The following is a 16,023-nucleotide window of genomic DNA, read 5'->3' on the forward strand; positions in this document are numbered from 1 at the left end:
CGAAGCCCAGTGAGCGTCAAGCCCGTTCCCGAGGGATACCCGAACCTCACGCCGTACCTCAGTGTCGACGGGGCCGCGGCCGCGATCGACTTCTACGTCGCCGTGCTCGGCGCGACCGAGCGGATGCGGATGCCCGCGCCCGGCGGCACCATCGGCCACGCCGAGTTGGAGGTCGGCGACTCGCTCCTCATGCTCGCGGACGAGTACCCGGACATCGACTTCCGCTCCCCCAAGGCGCTGGGCGGCACGCCCCTCACGCTGCACCTGTACGTGGAGGACGTCGACGCGGTCTTCGCCAAGGCGCTCGCGCACGGCGCGCGGGAACTGAAGCCGGTCACGGACGAGTTCTACGGCGATCGCATCGGCCAGTTCATGGACCCCTTCGGCCACCGCTGGAGCGTCGCCACGCATGTGGAGGACGTGTCGGAGGAGGAGATGACCAAGCGCGCCGAGAAGGCGATGGGCTCCCCGAACGCCGGCTGATCCAGCCGGCGGGCGGTGCGCGGGGTCAGGCGGGTGGGGCGGGCGGCGTCAGGCGGACGGGGTCAGGCGGGCGGGTCTCCGTAGGCGGCCCTGCTGGCCTCGATCTCCTCGATGTGCTCGATCGCCCAGCCGGCGAGGGCGAGCGCCGGGCCGATCAGGCTCCGCCCGGTGGCGGTCAGGGCGTACTCGACCCGCGGCGGGACCTCCGGATACGACGTCCGCGACACCAGGCCGTCGCGCTCCAGGTTCCGGAGGGTCAGCGTCAGCATCCGCTGCGAGATGCCCGGGATCTGCCGGTGCAGGTCGGTGAAGCGGAGGGCGCCCCGGTCGAGCGTCGTCACCACCAGCAGCGTCCAGGTGGCGGAGATCCGGTCGAGCACGGCGCGGACCGTCCGCCCGCCGTCGCCCCGGATCAGGCACGTGTGTTCGTACGCCGTCATACCGGCTCCCTCTCCTCACGCACACCCGTGTGCCTTTTGTACGCCCCTCGACGGTCCCCCATCATGAGGCCACTTCCGTCCGGGAACCATGTGCGAGGGGGCACTCGTGAACGTCGCCTACTGGATCGTCGCCGCGCTGCTGGCGGTCTTCTACCTGTACGCCGGATCCATCAAGGTCCTCCGGAGCAGGGAGCGGCTCCAGCCCATGATGGGGTGGGTCGACCGCGTCCCCATGCCGGCCGTCAGGGCCATCGGCACGCTGGAGGTCCTCGGCGCGGTGGGCCTGATCCTGCCGCCGCTGACCGGGATAGCACCCTGGCTCGCCGTCGCCGCCGCGATCGGCTTCGTCCTGATCCAGGTCGGGGGCATCGTCGTCCATCTGTCCCGCGGCGAGGCCCGGCAGATCGGCCTCAACATCGCCCTGCTGCTGACCGCCACAGCGGCCACCTGGCTGGGCCTCGCCCGGCTCTGAACCAGGCCGCACGACCACAGCCGGGTCAGGTGCCGAAGCGGCGACGGGAGTCCTCGATGGCGCCGAGATACGTATGCGTCCAGGCGCACAGGCCGTCGATCGTCACGCGGAGGGCGAGGCCCGGCTCGGTGAGGGCGTATTCGACGCGTGGCGGGACCGTGGGGTGCACGGTGCGCTCGACCAGGCCGTTGCGCTCCAGCATGCGCAGGTTCTGCGTGAGCATCTTGTGGCTGATGCCCTCGATCCCGTCCCGCAGGGCGCTGAAGCGCAGGGTGTCCTCACCCAGGATCTCGATGATCAGGAGCGCCCATTTGTTGGCGACGTCGGAGAAGATCTCCCGGCCCAGTGAGTCCGCGCGTCGCACGTCCGCGTCCTCGGGCAGGCCGCTGAACTGCTTGGTCACCATCGGGTTCCCCAGTCACTGGAAAGTGCGTTCTTCCATGTCACGGACCACTCTCCTACGGTTCCTGGGTAACCACAAGAGAGCACGAGAGGCACCATCATGGCCATCACCTTTGTGAACCCCGCCGGCCTGCCCGAGGTCCCCGTCTACCGGCAGGTCGCGGTGGCGACGGGGTCGAAGCTGGTGTTCATCGCCGGACAGGTCGCCTGGACCCCCGACGGGGTCACCGTCGGCAAGGACGACCTGCCCGCCCAGGTCGAGCAGTGCTACGTCAACATCGCCACCGCCCTGGCCGAGGTCGGCGCGTCCTTCCAGAACGTGGCGAAGCTGACCGTCTACGTCGTCGACTGGACCCCCGACAAGATGCCGCTGCTGATGGAAGGCCTCGAGCGGGCCTCCGCACGACTGGGCTTCACCCCGGTGCCGCCGGCGACGATGATCGGCGTCGCGGCCCTCGACGTACCGGAGCACCTGGTCGAGGTGGAGGCGACCGCGGTCATCGACTGATCCGCGGAGGCGGACGACGAGCCGAGGGTGCGGCCTCGGCTCCGTCGACTGTCGGCTACTTGCCGAAGCCGTCGAACTTCACTTCCGGACCGCAGACGTTGAAGGTACCGGCCGAGCCGTTGGCCTTGGTCACCTTGACGGTGCGGCCCTCGTCGTCCGGCAGCGCGATCTCGACCGTGGAGGCCTGGATCGCGCACACCTCGCGGGCGGAGGCGCTGCCCTCGAGGTTGAGGTCGACGTAGAGGACCGTCGCCGTGGCGGAGGCGCCGGGCTTGATGTCGACGGCGTCGGTGCCGTTCGCGGAGGTGTCGGCGCTGATCGGCTCGGCCTTGCCCTGGTCGTCCTTGGCCACCAGGGTGCTGGCGCCGACGAGGGTGCAGGTCGCCTGGGAGGTGTTGGTGACCTTGACGGTCGCCGCGGCCGGCTCCTGCTCGCTTGCGTGGTGGGCGGAGGCGATGAACGCGACCGAGGTGTTCTTCGTCGTGCACGCGGACGTGGCGCCACCCGTTCCACCGCCGGTCGAGGTGCCCTTGGAGGGCGACGCGGAGGTGGTGGCGCTCGCCGAGGCGGAAGCGGAGGCCGAGGCCGAGGCCGAGGCGGAAGCCGGTCCCCGCGCCTCCCCTGTACACCTGGCCCTCGGCGTAGTACGTCGCCTTGACGTCCGCCTTCGTGTTGACGGACGTACGGGGTCAGCCCGTCGCCCCAGACGTTGAGGTCCGAGCCGCTCGGGTGGTAGTCGTCGACGCCGACGACGTCGACCCGGTCGGCAGATCGGCGAGGAGGGCCCGGTACTCAGGGGTGTTCGCCTCCCGGTCGACGACTCGGTCGAACCACGCCTGGTCGGTGGTGAGCGTCGCGACGGGGGCGGACGGGGAGCCGCCCAAGCGCTGCCCCTCGACCTGGGTGAGGACGCGGCTGAAGTCCTTCAACGCCGAGCCGGGGTACGGCTGGTGGAAGCTCGCCCCCACGATCCCCGCGGCCGCCCCGCCGTTGACGAGAGTCGCGCCCGGAGGCCCTTCATGCGCAGGCGTACGTTCATGGCCGATCGAGGAGCGAGCCAACGAACCGACTGACGGGTGAACAAGCGAGCGGGCAGATCGTAGGGGAGCCGCCACCGCGCGGCGGGGTGGACAGGACCTTCAGGAGTGACTTAGGTTAGCCTTACCTAAGCCGCATCGGATGCTCCGATGTCCGTCGCCACGCGAGGAGTTGCCTTGAGCGCCGTCACCGACACCGCCCCGTCCGACCAGGTCGCCGCGGAGCGCGTCCGCTCCATCCTGGCCCAGGCGGTCTCGCTCTCGCTCACCACCGACGGGCAGTGTTACGACCTCATCGGCATGCACACCGTGGGGCGGACCGGGCGGATCACCCTCACCACCCAGGCCGACAGCCCGCTGACCGCCCAGGTCGCCGCGGCGCCGCACGGCAGCCTGGCCGTCCTCCTCGAGTTCACCGACATCGCGCCGACCCCCCTGCGGGACCGGGTGCGTGCCCGGGTGACGATCTCGGGCTGGCTCGCCCCCGCAGGCCCGGCGGACGTGGTCGAGGAGGCGGACGGGAACGGCGGCGGCGAGGGGCTCCGGCTCGACCTCGCGCGCGTCACGCTGCGGACCGCCGCCGGGACGCAGGAGGTGAGCCTGGACGCGTACACCCTCGCGCGCCCCGACGCGCTCGCCGTGGAGGAGGCCGCGATGCTCACACATCTCGCCGACGCCCACGCGGACATGGTGGCCGACCTCGTCGTCCTCGCCGGGTCGCGTCTGCCGTACGGGGTGGTCCGGGCGCTGCCGCTGGCCGTGGACCGGTACGGCATCACGCTCCGGTGCGAGTACCGCGAGGGCCACTGCGACCTGCGCATCCCCTTCCCCGTCGAGGCCAGGGACGCGGCCGAGGCCGGTGAGCAGGTCCGGCGGATCCTCACGACGCCCTCCTGCTCCCACCGCCGGCACCCTTCGCCCCGCGCGTGACGGTAGCCCCGTCACCCCGTCGTCCCGGGCAACTCGTCGGCCCCGATGAGGGGTTGACCTGCCCGGACAGGCGTCACTTAGGTTAGGCTAAGCTAAATCACACGTCAGGGGTGGTCGGCGCGGACCCGTGCCCGCCACCCGGGGGGAGGAACCACCCATGGGCCTGCCGACCGTCGGCCCCTACCCCCTGCCCGACCGCGCCGCCCTCCCCCGCTCCTGCGTCTCCTGGTCCATCGACCCCGCGCGCGCCGCGCTCCTGGTCCTCGACATGCAGAACCACTTCGTGGAGGCGTTCCCGGCCGGGCAGAGCCCGGTCGTCGAACTCGTCGACAACATCACGGCCCTGCGCGAGCTCGCCGGCACTCTCGGGATGCCCGTCGTCTTCAGCGCCGAGCCGGCCGCCCAGCGGCCCGGCCAGCGCGGCCTGGTCGCCGACGTCTGGGGCCCCGGTATAGGGGACGAGCCCGACGCGGCCGCGATCGTCGCGCCGCTCACGCCGCGCACCGGCGAGCACCTGCTCGCCAACGTGCGACACAACGCCTTCCTCCGCAGCCATCTCGGCCGGCTGCTGCGCTCCGAGGGCCGCGACCAGCTGATCATCTGCGGGGTCTACGCCCACCTCGGCGTCCTCCTGACGGCGGCCGACGCCTTCATGAACGACATCCAGCCCTTCGTCGTCGCGGACGCCGTGGCGGACTTCTCCCCCGAGGAACACGCGATGGCGCTGCGCTGGGCCGCCCGCAGCGGCGTGGTGTGCACGACCGAATCCCTGCTGCGGGACCTCTTGCTCAGCAGGGCGCAACCTGCCGTTCGCCGGGACGCGTGACCTAGTCCCCCTGACGGCGACCTGCGGCGCCGATCCTGTGACCGCAGCCCCCCACGGACAGGGAGAAACGAAGAAGATGACCGTACGGGTCGCGGTGGCCGGTGCCAGCGGCTACGCGGGCGGGGAACTCCTGCGCCTGCTGGATTCGCATCCCGGCGTGGAGCTCGGCGCGCTCACCGGGCACAGCAGCGCGGGCCGCCCGCTCGGGTCCGTGCAGCCGCAGCTGCCCGGGCTCGCGGACCGGGTCCTGACGGAGACCTCCGCGGCCGCCCTGCGCGGCCACGACGTGGTCTTCCTCGCCCTGCCGCACGGGCAGTCGGCCGCGCTCGCGCGGGAGCTCGACGCCGACACGGTGGTCGTGGACTGCGGGGCGGACTTCCGGCTCCGCGACCCGGAGGCCTGGGAGCGGTTCTACGGCTCCGGGCACGCCGGGACCTGGCCGTACGGCCTCCCCGAACTTCCCGGCACCCGGGACGAGTTGAAGGGCGCCACCCGGATCGCGGTGCCCGGCTGCTATCCGACGGCGGTCACGCTCGCGCTGTTCCCCGCGTACGCGGCGCGGCTGGTCGAGCCGGACGCGGTGATCGTCGCGGCCAGCGGGACCTCGGGGGCCGGGCGGGCGCTCAAGCCGCACCTGCTCGGCGCCGAGGTGATGGGCTCCATGACGCCGTACGGCGTGGGCGGCGGCCACCGGCACACCCCCGAGCTGACGCAGAACCTCTCCCTGGTGGCGGGCGAGCACGTGACGGTCTCCTTCACGCCGACGCTGGCTCCCATGTCCCGGGGCATCCTCGCCACCTGCTCGGCCCGGCTGCGCCCGGAGGTCGCGAGCGGCGGCGAGGCCGCGGTGCGGTCCGTGTACGAGGCCGCCTACGCCGACGAGCCGTTCGTACGGCTCCTGCCGCCCGGGCGGTGGCCGTCGACCGCCGCCGTCCTCGGCTCCAACACCGCCCAGGTGCAGCTCGCCGTCGACCCGGAGGCCGACCGGCTGATCTGTGTGAGCGCCATCGACAACCTGGTCAAGGGCACCGCGGGTGGCGCGGTGCAGTGCATGAACCTCGCCCTCGGCCTGCCCGAGGGCCTGGGCCTGCCCACGAATGGAGTGGCTCCTTGAGCGTGACCGCTGCCCGTGGATTCCTCGCCTGCGGTGTCGCCGCCGGCATCAAGGAGTCCGGCGATCGTGACCTCGCGCTGGTGGTGAACCGGGGCCCGTCCCGCGCGGCCGCCGGCGTCTTCACCTCCAACCGCGTGCAGGCCGCGCCCGTACGCTGGACCCGTCGCGCCCTCGCCGACGGCCGGCTCGCGGCCGTCGTCCTCAACTCCGGTGGCGCCAACGCCTGTACGGGGCAGCCCGGCGCGGTCGACGCGCTGCTCATGGCCGAGCGGACGGCGCGGGCCCTGGACACCGAGCCGCACGAGGTCGCGGTGTGCTCCACCGGACTCATCGGCGTCATGCTGCCGATGGACCGGGTCACGGCCGGCATCGACACCGCCGCCGAACTGCTCCGCGAGGACGGCGGGGAGGACGCGGCCCGCGCCATCAAGACGACGGACTCGGTGCACAAGACCGCCGCCGTCACCCGGGACGGCTGGACGGTCGGCGGCATGGCCAAGGGCGCGGGGATGCTCGCCCCCGGCCTCGCCACCATGCTGGTCGTCCTCACCACCGACGCCGACGTCGACGCCGGCGCGCTCGACGCGGCGCTCCGCCGGGCGGTGCGCACCACCTTCGACCGGGTCGACTCCGACGGCTGCATGTCCACCAACGACACCGTCCTGCTGCTCGCTTCGGGCGCCTCGGGGATCGTCCCGGACGCCACGGCCTTCGACGAGGCCGTGCACGCGGTCTGTCTCGACCTGGCCGGGCAGCTGGTCGCGGACGCCGAGGGCGCGTCCAAGGAGATAGCGGTGACGGTCGTCGGCGCGGCCTCCGAGGAGGACGCCGTCGAGGTGGGCCGCTCCATCGCCCGGAACAACCTGCTCAAGTGCGCGCTGCACGGCGAGGACCCGAACTGGGGCCGGGTGCTCTCCGCGATCGGTACGACGGCGGCGGCCTTCGATCCGGACCGCCTGGACGTGGCCATCAACGACGTCTGGGTCTGCCGGAACGGCGCGGCGGGCGAGTCCAGGGAGAAGGTCGATCTGTCGGGGCGCCGGATCACCATCACGGTGGACCTGTGCGCGGGCGAGTCCTCCGCGGTGATCTGGACGAACGACCTCACCGCCGAGTACGTCCACGAGAACAGCGCGTACAGCTCATGAGCGGACAGGGAACGGTGACGGGACCGACCGCCGGGGAGGCGGCCGGGGTGACCGAGGGCCTGACCGCCGGGCTGACCGCCGCAGATCTGCCGTGGCTGGAGGAGCTCCAGGGCCGCACGGTCGTCGTCAAGTTCGGCGGCAACGCCATGGTCGACCCCGCGCTGCACCGGACGTTCGCCCAGGACGTCGTGGAGCTGTGGCACGCGGGCCTGCGCCCGGTCGTCGTGCACGGCGGCGGGCCGCAGATCAGCGCGATGCTCGACCGCCTCGATCTGGAGGTCAGGTTCGAGGCGGGTTTACGCGTCACGACGCCCGAGACGATGGATGTGGTCCGCATGGTGCTCACCGGCCAGGTCCAGCGGGACCTGGTCGGCGCGCTCAACGCCCACGGACCGTTCGCGGTGGGCATGTCGGGCGAGGACGCGCACACCATGACGGCGGTACGGCGCCCGGCGTGGGTGGACGGCCGGCCGGTGGACATCGGGCTCGTCGGCGAGGTCGTGGCCGTGGAGCCGGGCACCGTACGGACGCTGCTCGACCAGGGCCGTATCCCCGTGGTGTCGCCCGTGGCGCGAGGTGAGGACGGGGAGGTCTACAACGTCAACGCCGACCTCGCGGCCTCGGCGCTCGCCGTCGCGCTCGGCGCGGAACGGCTGGTGGTCCTCACCGACGTGGAAGGGCTGTACGCGGACTGGCCGCACAGCACCGAGGTGATCGACCGGCTCACGGCGGCCGAACTCGACACCCTGCTGCCGGGGCTCGCGAGCGGCATGCTCCCGAAGATGGAGGGCTGTCTGCGCGCGGTACGCGGGGGTGTGCGGCGCGCCCACGTCCTGGACGGCCGGGTGCCGCACGCCCTGCTGCGCGGCGTGTTCGCCGAGGAGGGCCCGGGCACGACCGTCGTCCCGGACGAGAAGCCCGGCAACGGGACAGAGGAGGACCCCAGGTGACCGCGGAGGCCGACGCCAACGCCACCCCGCTCACGCGCCGTTGGAGCGCGGTGATGATGGACACGTACGGCACTCCCCCGCTGGCCCTGGTCCGGGGCGAGGGCAGCACGGTGTGGGACGAGGCGGGCCGTGCGTACACGGACTTCACCGGCGGCATCGCGGTGAACACCCTCGGGCACGCGCACCCGGCCGTGGTTGCGGCGGTGCAGGACCAGATCGGCCGGCTCGCGCACGTCTCGAACCTGTTCGTGGCCGGGCCTCCCGTCGCGCTGGCCGAGCGGCTGCTCGGTCTCCTCGGCCGGGAGCGGGGCCGGGTGTTCTTCGCCAACTCCGGTACGGAGGCGGTGGAGGCCGCCTTCAAGATCGCCCGCAGGACGGGGCGGCCGCACCTGGTCGCGGCCCAGGGCGGCTTCCACGGGCGCACCGTCGGGGCGCTCGCGCTCACCGGACAGCCCGCGAAGCGGGAGCCGTTCCTGCCACTGCCGGGCGAGGTCACGCACGTGCCGTACGGAGACGTCGAGGCGCTGCGCGCGGCCGTGACCGAGGAGACCGCGGCGGTCGTCCTCGAACCGATCCAGGGCGAGGCGGGGGTCGTTCCGGCGCCCGAGGGCTATCTGCGGGCCGCCCGCGAGATCACCCGGGCGACGGGAACCCTGCTCGTCCTCGACGAGGTGCAGACCGGGATCGGCCGTACCGGCCACTGGTTCGCGCACCAGGCCGCCTCGGGCGTGGACCCGGACGTGGTCACGCTCGCGAAGGGCCTGGGCGGCGGGCTGCCGATCGGCGCCACGGTCGCCTTCGGCGAAGCGGCCTCGCTCCTCGGCCCCGGGACGCACGGCTCCACGTTCGGCGGCAACCCGGTCGCCTGCGCGGCCGGCCTCGCCGTCCTGGAGACCATCGAGGCGGAGGGCCTGCTCGACCGGGTGACCCGCGTGGGTGCCGCCCTGCGCCGGGGCATCGAGGACCTGGCGCACCCCCGGATCGCCGAGGTCCGCGGCGCGGGCCTCCTCCTGGGCATGGCCCTCACGGAACCGGTCGCCCCCCTCGTCCAACGGGCCGCGCAGGACGCCGGTTTCCTGATCAACGCGGCGAACCCGACCACCGTACGCCTGTCCCCGGCCCTGACCCTGACGGCCGACGAGGCCGCCCAACTCGTGAAGGCCCTCCCGGAGATCCTCTCCGCCTGAACAGCGGCGCGGATCCCGGACCACTCCGGGCAGCCGGTGGACGTGCATCACGACCACCGGCTGCCTCGACGATCCCGCTGCCGACCGCCCGACATGATCCGCCGGACAGGCGTCGGCAGCCTTGGAGGTCGATGCCCTCTCATGGCGCCGAGACAACGGCTCCCTCGACGTTGGCGATCATCGTGCGGAGCACCTTGAGGGCGGCCACGTACTCCTCGTCGCTGATGCCCTTGTGGACCTCCTCGCGCAGCTCCGTGACCAGGCCGCGCAGCCGGGCCCTGGCGGCCTCGCCGGCGTCGGTGAGGTGCAGGTGCTGGTCGGCGTCGGTCCGTAGCCAGCCGCGGTGGAGCAACTGGTCGATGACGCGAGGTATTTCGCGCTGCCCGTCGGCGAGGGGGGTCAGTTGGGCGATCACCTCGTCACGGCTGGGTGGCTTGGGCCCGCCGTTGACTCGGTTGAGGACCCAGTACTGCGGCTGCGTGACATCGATCCTGGCCATGGCGTCCCGCAGATGCCGGGTCACGGCCTCGTGGGCGAGGCCGCTCCAGTAGCCGATGGGCTGGCTCGCCAGCATGTCTTCCGTGGCGGCCGGATCGGCCGGGGCCTGGTCGGTGATGCTGTCGTTCGACGGTTTCATGATCACCGACGCTACATGTCGACCTCGGGGAGCGGACCTATAGGGCCCGGGCCAGGATGCGGGCGTTGCGGCGGGGGTCCAGGGACTGGGCCCAGGCCGGGGGTGCCAGGGTCGCGTGGGTGGGGGTGAAGCCGTGGCGGAGGAAGAGGTCGCCGCCGCCGGTCGTCGCCGTGAACAGGGTGCGCAGGGAGCGGGTCCTGGCCTTCGTCAGTGCGGCGCGCAGGAGCCGGGCCCCCGTGCCGCAGCCCTGACGGTGGCCGGCCACGCAGAAGTTGTAGAGGACGCCCGCCTTGTCGGCGGCGTACGCGCGCAGGCCGAGGCAGCCGTCGAGGGTTCCCCCGGCGGACTCCGCGACGAGGAAGTCGGACGCCTGGTCGGCGTAGAGGGAGAGCGGGCGCTCGCGGAGCGCTCCCGAGCGGACGAACGGCAAGGAGAGGGCGGCGAGCGCCTCGGCGTCCTCCGGCCGTGCCGTCCGGACGCGGGGCCCGCCGCCGGGGAGGTCGGGTACCTCTGAGACCTCGGGGAGATGCGTGAGGTCGGTGAGAGCCGGGGCGGCAGGCAGGGCGGGGAGGACGAGCGGAGCGAGTGCGCGCGGCGACAGCGGGGCCTGGCGCGGCGGGGCCGTGGTCAAGGCGTTCCTTCCTCGGTCCACCGTGCGCGCAGAGACGATCGGCTCGTCGCGCCAACCGGCGGATCAGTCGAACTAAGGTTAGCCTTACTTGAATTGACCGCCAAGTCGACTGGCCCCGCTCAGCAGGGCCGCCCCGGATAGTCGTCGCTCTCCGGCACCCCGGCCCGCCGCATCCGGCGGACGACCTCCGCCAGCTCGGCGTCCTCCACGGCGGCCGGGATGTTCAACTCCCGGTCGAAGACGATGTCCTCGCCCTCTGCCGTGTGCCAGATCACCCAGCGGGACGGCCCCTGGGCGCCCTGCCAGAGGGGCGCGTGGCGCTCCAGCGGCGAGTCCGCCTGCCCCGTCACAGCTTCTTCCCGGTCGTCGCCTCTCGCCCGTCCACGAAGGTCGCCACGACCTCGATGTCGCCGATCCGGGAGGTGTCGACGCGGCGCGGGTCGTCGCCGAGGACCACGAGGTCGGCCCGCTTGCCCGGGCTGAGGCTGCCGGCGGTGTCGTCCCAGCGGCAGGCGTACGCGCCGGCGACCGTGTACGCGTACAGCGCCTCGTCGACCGTGATCGCCTCGTCGGGGCCGATGAGCTGCCCGGACGTCGAAGCCCGCTCGACCATGAACTGGACGGCCCGCAGGGGCGATCCGTCCGTGACAGGCCGGTCGGAGCTGCCGACGAGCGTGACGCCGTGGTCGAGGAAGCCCCGGCCCCGGTACATCCAGGGGGCGCGCTCGGCGCCCATGATCGTCGCGTAGTCGTCGCCGAAGTAGCGGAGGAAGTTGGGCTGGACGACGGCGCTGAGACCGAGCCGGGCGAAGCGCGGAAGCTGGTCGGGGCGGATGAGGCCCGCGTGCTCGATGCGGTGGCGCGCGTCGGTGCGGGGCCGCAGCTCCTGCGCACGCTCCAAGGCGTCGAGCGCCAGGTCCGCGGCCCGGTCGCCGATCGCGTGGACGGCGAGCTGCCAGCCGCCCAGGTGACCGTCGACGATGAGGGAGGTGAGGTGTTCGGGGTCGGCCTGGAGCTGGCCGGTGTGGTCCGAGCCCTCGTACGGGGCGGTGAGCGCGGCCGTACGGGCCATCATGCCGCCGTCGGTGTAGATCTTCAGCGCGCCGACGGAGAGCCAGTCGTCCCCGAAGCCCGTCCGCAGGCCGAGGTCGAGCCCGCGCGGGATGCCGTCCCGCTCGTGCGCGCCGACCTGCCGCAGCGTGTCGCCGCCCGGCATGAGCTGGACCCGCAGGGGCAGCCGGCCCTGGTCGCGCAGGAGTTGGTACGCGCCGAGTTCGACGGGGCTGTGGCCGAGCAGGCCGCCGCCGATGCCGGCCTCGGCCACGGCGGTGATGCCCTCCGTGAGGCACTCGCGGGCCGCGTACTCGACGGCGTCGGCCAGCTCCTCCTGCGCGTACGGCAGCCGCAGCTTGCGCACCGCGCCCATCGCGCTCTCCACGAGGACGCCGTCCTCGTGCGGAACGTCCGCCGGGAGCAGGTCGAGGACGGCCGTGTTGACGACGCAGGCGTGGCCGGACTGGTGCATCACGAAGAGCTTGTGGCCCTGGCTGACGCGGTCGAGTTCGGTGGCCGTCAGGTGCCGCCCGAGGGCCCGCTGGTCGTAGCCGCCGACGCTCACCCACGCGCCGGGGGTGTTCTTGCGGGAGCAGGCCTCTGCCACCACGTCGAGAACGTCCTCGACGCGCGCGAGTCCGGCGAGGGACGGGGAGCTCGCCTTGAGGCCGGTCCACGCGAGGTGGACGTGGCTGTCGATGAACCCGGGCAGCACGGTGGCGCCCTGGAGGTCGATGACCTCGCGGGCGGGCAGCGAGGTCACGGCCTCGTCCAGGCCGACGATCCTGCCCTTCCAGATGCCCAGGTCGTGGGCGACCGGGTGGTCCGGGTCCATGGTGAGGACGCGGGCGTTCGTCAGCCTCGTGCAGAGCATCATGGGCGGTCCGTTCGTAGGAACTACGGGGTCTCGGCGAGGACGGCGGCCGCGTCGGATGCGTCCTCGGATGCTGGGGCGGGCGCCTGGTCGGACGGCTCGTCGACTTCCGGCTCGAAGCGGCGGGGCGCGGCGGGGATCATCAGCGGGGTGCCGGTCTCGGGGTCGTCGATGATCCGGCAGCGCAGCCCGAACACCTCCTCGACCAGTTCGGCCGTCATGACCGTGGCCGGGTCGCCCTGGGCCGCGATGACGCCGCCGGGTCGCATCACGATGAGGTGAGTGGCGTACCGGCAGGCCTGGTTGAGGTCGTGCAGGACCGCCACCACGGTCTGGCCCTTGCGGGCGTGCAGTTCGGCGCAGAGGTCGAGGACCTCGACCTGGTGGGCGATGTCGAGGAACGTGGTCGGCTCGTCCAGCAGCAGGATGGAGGTCTGCTGGGCGAGCACCATGGAGAGCCACACCCGCTGCCGCTGGCCGCCGGAGAGGTCGTCCACGGGTCGGTCGGCGAGCTCCAGGACGCCGGTCTGCCGCATCGCCTCGACGACGGCCGCCTCGTCCTCGGCGGACCACTGCTTGAGCAGCCGCTGGTGCGGGTATCGGCCGCGGGCCACAAGGTCGCCGACGGTGATGCCGCCGGGCGCGCTGGAGGACTGCGGGAGCAGGCCGAGCCGGCGGGCGACCTCGCGGGAGCGGTACGAGGCGATGGCGGCGCCGTCGAGGTAGACCTGACCGGCCTTGGGCTTGAGCATCCGGGCGAGCGCGGTGAGCAGCGTCGACTTGCCGCAGGCGTTCGGCCCGAGGATGACCGTGAAGGAGTGGTCGGGGATGTCGACGCTCAGCTCCGTCGCGACGGTCCGCTGGTCGTAGGAGAGCGTGAGGTCCTCGGCGCGCAGCCGGGGGCCGGGGGCGTTCTTCGTTCCAGTCATGCGCGGCTCTTTCGCGACTCGGTGATCAGCAGCCAGATGAGGTAGGCGCCGCCGACGGCGCCGGTCGCCGTGCCGACGGGCAGCAGCGCGGGGGCGAACAGCCGTTGGACGGCGAGGTCGCTCAGGGCGAGCAGGAAGGCGCCCATGAGGGCGGAGGACACCAGGGCGGGTCCCGAGGAACGGGTGAGGGTGCGGACCACCTGGGGCGCGGCCAGGGCGATGAAGGCGATGGGGCCGGTGACGGCGGTCGCGAACGCGGCGAGGGCGACGCTGATGACGAAGAGGATCGTGCGCGTCCGCGTCACGTTGACGCCGAGGGCCGTCGCCGTGGCGTCGCCCATCTCGACCATGGAGAGGCGGCGGGAGAGGAGCAGGGCGGGCGGCAGCAGGACCGCGAGGGCGAGTCCGATGGCGTTGGCGTGCATCCACAGCCGGTTCCCGAGGCTGCCGATCAGCCACGCCTGCGCCTCCTGGGCCTCCTGGAAGGTCGCCCGGGTGATCAGGTACGAGTTGACCGCGAGCAGCAGGGCGCTGACGCCGATGCCGATGACGACGAGCCGGAACCCCTGCAACCCGCGGCCGATCAGCAGAAGATGGACGACGAGGGCCGTGGCGAGGCCGCCGATCAGGGCGCCGATCGCGATCTGGGTCATGCTGCCGCGCAGCACGATGATCACGACGAGCGCGCCCACGGCCGAGCCGTTGGTGAAGCCGATGATGTCGGGGCTGCCGAGGGAGTTGCGGGTGAGGCTCTGCAGGATCGCGCCGCTCACGCCCAGGGCCGCGCCGACGAAGACCGCGGTCAGGATGCGCGGCATGCGCAGGGTGTTGACGACGAAGTCGGCGGCGCCGGAGCCGTTTCCGGTGAGGGCGCCGACGACCTCCCCGACGGTCAACTTGAAGTCGCCGGTGGTCAGGGTGATGCCGATGACGACGACGAGCGCGAGGAACAGCAGGGCGGTCACCGCGATCGTACGGCCCTGGAAGCGCAGCGAGAGGCCGCCCGATCCCGCGCGGACGACCCGGCCGCTGATCACGCGGGGGACGGGCTGCGGCTGCGGCGGGGTCTTGAGGGTGGAGACGTCCGTCTCCCGTACGGCGCTCACAGCATGACCAGCTTTCGACGGCGGCACAGCGCGATGAACAGGGGCGCCCCGAGGAACGCGGTGACGATGCCGACCTGCACCTCGCCCGGCGCTCCGAGCACCCGGCCCAGCACGTCCGAGCCGATGAGCAGGACCGGTGCGAGCAGCGCCGAGTACGCGAACACCCAGCGCTGGTCGGCGCCGGCGACGAACCGGGCGACGTGCGGAACGGCCAGGCCGACGAAGCCGATCGGTCCGGCCGCGGCGGTGGCCGCCCCGCAGAGCAGCATCACGGCGACGGCCGCGAGGACGCGGGTGCGGCCGACGTGGACGCCCAGGGCGCGCCCCATCTGTTCGCCCATGGCGAGGGCGTTGAGGGAGGGCGCGAGGACGAAGGCGAGGACGAGGCCGACGACGACGAACGGCAGCATGAGCAGCACGATGTCGCCGTAGCGGCCGGCGAGGGAGCCGACGGTCCAGTAGCGGAACTGGTCGAAGGCCTCCGGGTCGAAGAGCAGAACGCCCCAGTTGAAGGCGTACAGCACGGCGGTCACGGCCGCCCCGGCGACGACGAGCCGGTCGGGGGTGGCCAGTTTCCGCCCGGAGGAGCCGAGCAGGAAGACGCCCACGGACGCGGCGGCGGCGCCGGCGAGGGCGAACCACACGTAGCCGAGCGGCGCGGCCACGCCGAGGAAGGCGATGGCGACGACGACGCCCGCGGAGGCGCCCAGGTTCACGCCGAGCAGTCCTGGGTCGGCGAGCGGGTTGCGGGTCAAGGCCTGCATCAGGGCGCCGGAGAGGCCGAGGGCCATCCCGACGAGGAGGCCGAGCACGGTTCGGGGGATCCGGTAGTCGTGGACGATGACGGAGGCTTCCGAGCCGTCGGGCGACCACAGCAGCTGCCAGACGGAGGTGAACGGAATGCCTCGCGTACCGACCCAGACGCTGACGAGCGAGACGAGGACCAGCGCGCCGACCGTCACGAGGAGGCCGAGGCTCCTGAGGGCCACCGCTGCCGGACGGGCCGTGGGCACGACGGGTCCGGCGGGATCACCGGTCTCGGTTCCGGGCGCCGCCCGGGTTTCGACGGACAACGACCACTCCCCTGGCGGCGGAATCGAGCGCCCCGCGAGCCGCGCGAAGCGATGAACACGGGTGTGTGGCACGCGAGATGACACACCCTCGTATGGAACTTAGGTGAGGCTAACCGTACAGTCGGGGCGGGGTCAACGCGAGGGTACGTTCCCGATCACCCCGCACGCTGCGAAGATGACCGCGGGGGTGCCACGCACCCTTGGCACCAGCCGTGTTTAAGGT

20 protein-coding genes are annotated in these 16,023 nt (G+C 72.6%); 10 read left to right on the forward strand and 10 right to left on the reverse strand.

Translation table 11 applies throughout. The features are described from left to right. Positions 1–9 precede the first annotated feature (9 nt). Positions 10–483, forward strand: coding sequence for a VOC family protein (locus ACWCO8_RS07975; RefSeq protein ID WP_451031501.1), 474 nt, complete (start codon positions 10–12; stop codon positions 481–483). A gap of 62 nt (positions 484–545) precedes the next feature. Here ACWCO8_RS07975 and ACWCO8_RS07980 read toward each other — a convergent pair whose 3' ends face one another. After that, positions 546–923, reverse strand: a complete 378-nt coding sequence (locus ACWCO8_RS07980) for a winged helix-turn-helix transcriptional regulator (protein WP_451031502.1) — start codon at positions 921–923, stop codon at positions 546–548. Between the two features lie 106 nt (positions 924–1,029). Here ACWCO8_RS07980 and ACWCO8_RS07985 point away from each other — a divergent pair, with 106 nt between their 5' ends. After that, positions 1,030–1,395, forward strand: a complete 366-nt coding sequence (locus ACWCO8_RS07985; protein ID WP_451031503.1) for a DoxX family protein — start codon at positions 1,030–1,032, stop codon at positions 1,393–1,395. Between the two features lie 25 nt (positions 1,396–1,420). Here ACWCO8_RS07985 and ACWCO8_RS07990 read toward each other — a convergent pair whose 3' ends face one another. After that, the gene (locus tag ACWCO8_RS07990) at positions 1,421–1,801 is read right to left on the reverse strand and encodes a winged helix-turn-helix transcriptional regulator (protein WP_362008362.1); all 381 of its coding nucleotides are present in this window, start codon (positions 1,799–1,801) and stop codon (positions 1,421–1,423) included. 96 nt (positions 1,802–1,897) lie between these two features. Here ACWCO8_RS07990 and ACWCO8_RS07995 point away from each other — a divergent pair, with 96 nt between their 5' ends. Beyond that, positions 1,898–2,305, forward strand: coding sequence for a RidA family protein (locus tag ACWCO8_RS07995; RefSeq protein WP_451031504.1), 408 nt, complete (start codon positions 1,898–1,900; stop codon positions 2,303–2,305). 55 nt (positions 2,306–2,360) lie between these two features. Here ACWCO8_RS07995 and ACWCO8_RS08000 read toward each other — a convergent pair whose 3' ends face one another. Further along, on the reverse strand, positions 2,361–2,762 hold the full coding sequence (locus tag ACWCO8_RS08000; protein WP_451031907.1) for a DUF4232 domain-containing protein: 402 nt from the start codon (positions 2,760–2,762) through the stop codon (positions 2,361–2,363). Between ACWCO8_RS08000 and ACWCO8_RS08005 the strand changes: the two genes are divergently transcribed. The 7 genes from ACWCO8_RS08005 (at position 2,710) to ACWCO8_RS08035 (ending at position 9,497) form a co-directional block, all read left to right on the forward strand. Beyond that, complete coding sequence (locus ACWCO8_RS08005) at positions 2,710–3,018, forward strand: hypothetical protein (RefSeq protein WP_451031505.1); 309 nt, start codon at positions 2,710–2,712, stop codon at positions 3,016–3,018. The genes ACWCO8_RS08000 and ACWCO8_RS08005 overlap by 53 nt on opposite strands. 501 nt (positions 3,019–3,519) lie before the next feature. Beyond that, the gene (locus ACWCO8_RS08010; RefSeq protein WP_451031506.1) at positions 3,520–4,272 is read left to right on the forward strand and encodes a DUF2470 domain-containing protein; all 753 of its coding nucleotides are present in this window, start codon (positions 3,520–3,522) and stop codon (positions 4,270–4,272) included. Between the two features lie 157 nt (positions 4,273–4,429). Then, positions 4,430–5,098, forward strand: a complete 669-nt coding sequence (locus ACWCO8_RS08015; protein ID WP_362008372.1) for an isochorismatase family protein — start codon at positions 4,430–4,432, stop codon at positions 5,096–5,098. Between the two features lie 76 nt (positions 5,099–5,174). Then, entirely contained in the window at positions 5,175–6,212 is a 1,038-nt protein-coding gene (gene argC, locus ACWCO8_RS08020) for an N-acetyl-gamma-glutamyl-phosphate reductase (RefSeq protein ID WP_451031507.1), read from the forward strand. Continuing rightward, a complete protein-coding gene (gene argJ / locus ACWCO8_RS08025; protein WP_451031508.1) occupies positions 6,209–7,360 on the forward strand; it encodes a bifunctional glutamate N-acetyltransferase/amino-acid acetyltransferase ArgJ in 1,152 nt (383 codons plus the stop codon). The genes argC and argJ overlap by 4 nt, the downstream gene beginning before the upstream one ends. 146 nt (positions 7,361–7,506) lie before the next feature. Further along, a complete protein-coding gene (gene argB / locus ACWCO8_RS08030) occupies positions 7,507–8,310 on the forward strand; it encodes an acetylglutamate kinase (RefSeq protein WP_451031908.1) in 804 nt (267 codons plus the stop codon). After that, the gene (locus tag ACWCO8_RS08035; protein WP_451031509.1) at positions 8,307–9,497 is read left to right on the forward strand and encodes an acetylornithine transaminase; all 1,191 of its coding nucleotides are present in this window, start codon (positions 8,307–8,309) and stop codon (positions 9,495–9,497) included. Before argB ends, ACWCO8_RS08035 begins: the two co-directional genes overlap by 4 nt. A gap of 139 nt (positions 9,498–9,636) precedes the next feature. Here the strand turns inward: ACWCO8_RS08035 and ACWCO8_RS08040 are convergent, their stop codons facing one another. The 7 genes from ACWCO8_RS08040 to ACWCO8_RS08070 form a co-directional block, all read right to left on the reverse strand. Further along, the gene (locus ACWCO8_RS08040; RefSeq protein ID WP_451031510.1) at positions 9,637–10,134 is read right to left on the reverse strand and encodes a MarR family winged helix-turn-helix transcriptional regulator; all 498 of its coding nucleotides are present in this window, start codon (positions 10,132–10,134) and stop codon (positions 9,637–9,639) included. Positions 10,135–10,171: 37 nt separating this feature from the next. After that, entirely contained in the window at positions 10,172–10,765 is a 594-nt protein-coding gene (locus ACWCO8_RS08045; protein WP_451031511.1) for a GNAT family N-acetyltransferase, read from the reverse strand. Positions 10,766–10,884: 119 nt separating this feature from the next. After that, positions 10,885–11,115 (reverse strand): hypothetical protein, encoded by a 231-nt coding sequence (locus ACWCO8_RS08050; RefSeq protein WP_451031512.1) that lies wholly within the window; start codon positions 11,113–11,115, stop codon positions 10,885–10,887. Next, positions 11,112–12,692 carry an amidohydrolase gene (locus ACWCO8_RS08055; RefSeq protein WP_451031909.1) on the reverse strand — a complete coding sequence of 527 codons (1,581 nt, stop codon included), beginning with the start codon at positions 12,690–12,692 and terminating at the stop codon, positions 11,112–11,114. Before ACWCO8_RS08055 ends, ACWCO8_RS08050 begins: the two co-directional genes overlap by 4 nt. A 23-nt stretch (positions 12,693–12,715) precedes the next feature. Further along, positions 12,716–13,621 carry an ABC transporter ATP-binding protein gene (locus ACWCO8_RS08060; RefSeq protein WP_451031513.1) on the reverse strand — a complete coding sequence of 302 codons (906 nt, stop codon included), beginning with the start codon at positions 13,619–13,621 and terminating at the stop codon, positions 12,716–12,718. Next, positions 13,618–14,727, reverse strand: a complete 1,110-nt coding sequence (locus tag ACWCO8_RS08065) for a FecCD family ABC transporter permease (protein WP_451031514.1) — start codon at positions 14,725–14,727, stop codon at positions 13,618–13,620. Before ACWCO8_RS08065 ends, ACWCO8_RS08060 begins: the two co-directional genes overlap by 4 nt. Continuing rightward, a complete protein-coding gene (locus ACWCO8_RS08070) occupies positions 14,724–15,800 on the reverse strand; it encodes a FecCD family ABC transporter permease (protein ID WP_451031515.1) in 1,077 nt (358 codons plus the stop codon). Before ACWCO8_RS08070 ends, ACWCO8_RS08065 begins: the two co-directional genes overlap by 4 nt. Positions 15,801–16,023: the final 223 nt, after the last annotated feature.

The organism is Streptomyces sp. NPDC001927 (genome assembly GCF_053594455.1).

Excerpts from the sequence above, each read along its gene's own strand:
- ACWCO8_RS07995 (WP_451031504.1), top strand. The coding sequence starts at position 1,898 with ATGGCCATCACCTTTGTGAACCCCGCCGGCCTGCCCGAGGTCCCCGTC.
- ACWCO8_RS08055 (WP_451031909.1), bottom strand. The coding sequence starts at position 12,692 with ATGCTCTGCACGAGGCTGACGAACGCCCGCGTCCTCACCATGGACCCG.
- argB (WP_451031908.1), top strand. The coding sequence starts at position 7,507 with ATGGTCGACCCCGCGCTGCACCGGACGTTCGCCCAGGACGTCGTGGAG.
- ACWCO8_RS08060 (WP_451031513.1), bottom strand. The coding sequence starts at position 13,621 with ATGACTGGAACGAAGAACGCCCCCGGCCCCCGGCTGCGCGCCGAGGAC.
- ACWCO8_RS07980 (WP_451031502.1), bottom strand. The coding sequence starts at position 923 with ATGACGGCGTACGAACACACGTGCCTGATCCGGGGCGACGGCGGGCGG.
- argC (WP_451031507.1), top strand. The coding sequence starts at position 5,175 with ATGACCGTACGGGTCGCGGTGGCCGGTGCCAGCGGCTACGCGGGCGGG.
- ACWCO8_RS08015 (WP_362008372.1), top strand. The coding sequence starts at position 4,430 with ATGGGCCTGCCGACCGTCGGCCCCTACCCCCTGCCCGACCGCGCCGCC.
- ACWCO8_RS07990 (WP_362008362.1), bottom strand. The coding sequence starts at position 1,801 with ATGGTGACCAAGCAGTTCAGCGGCCTGCCCGAGGACGCGGACGTGCGA.
- ACWCO8_RS08040 (WP_451031510.1), bottom strand. The coding sequence starts at position 10,134 with ATGAAACCGTCGAACGACAGCATCACCGACCAGGCCCCGGCCGATCCG.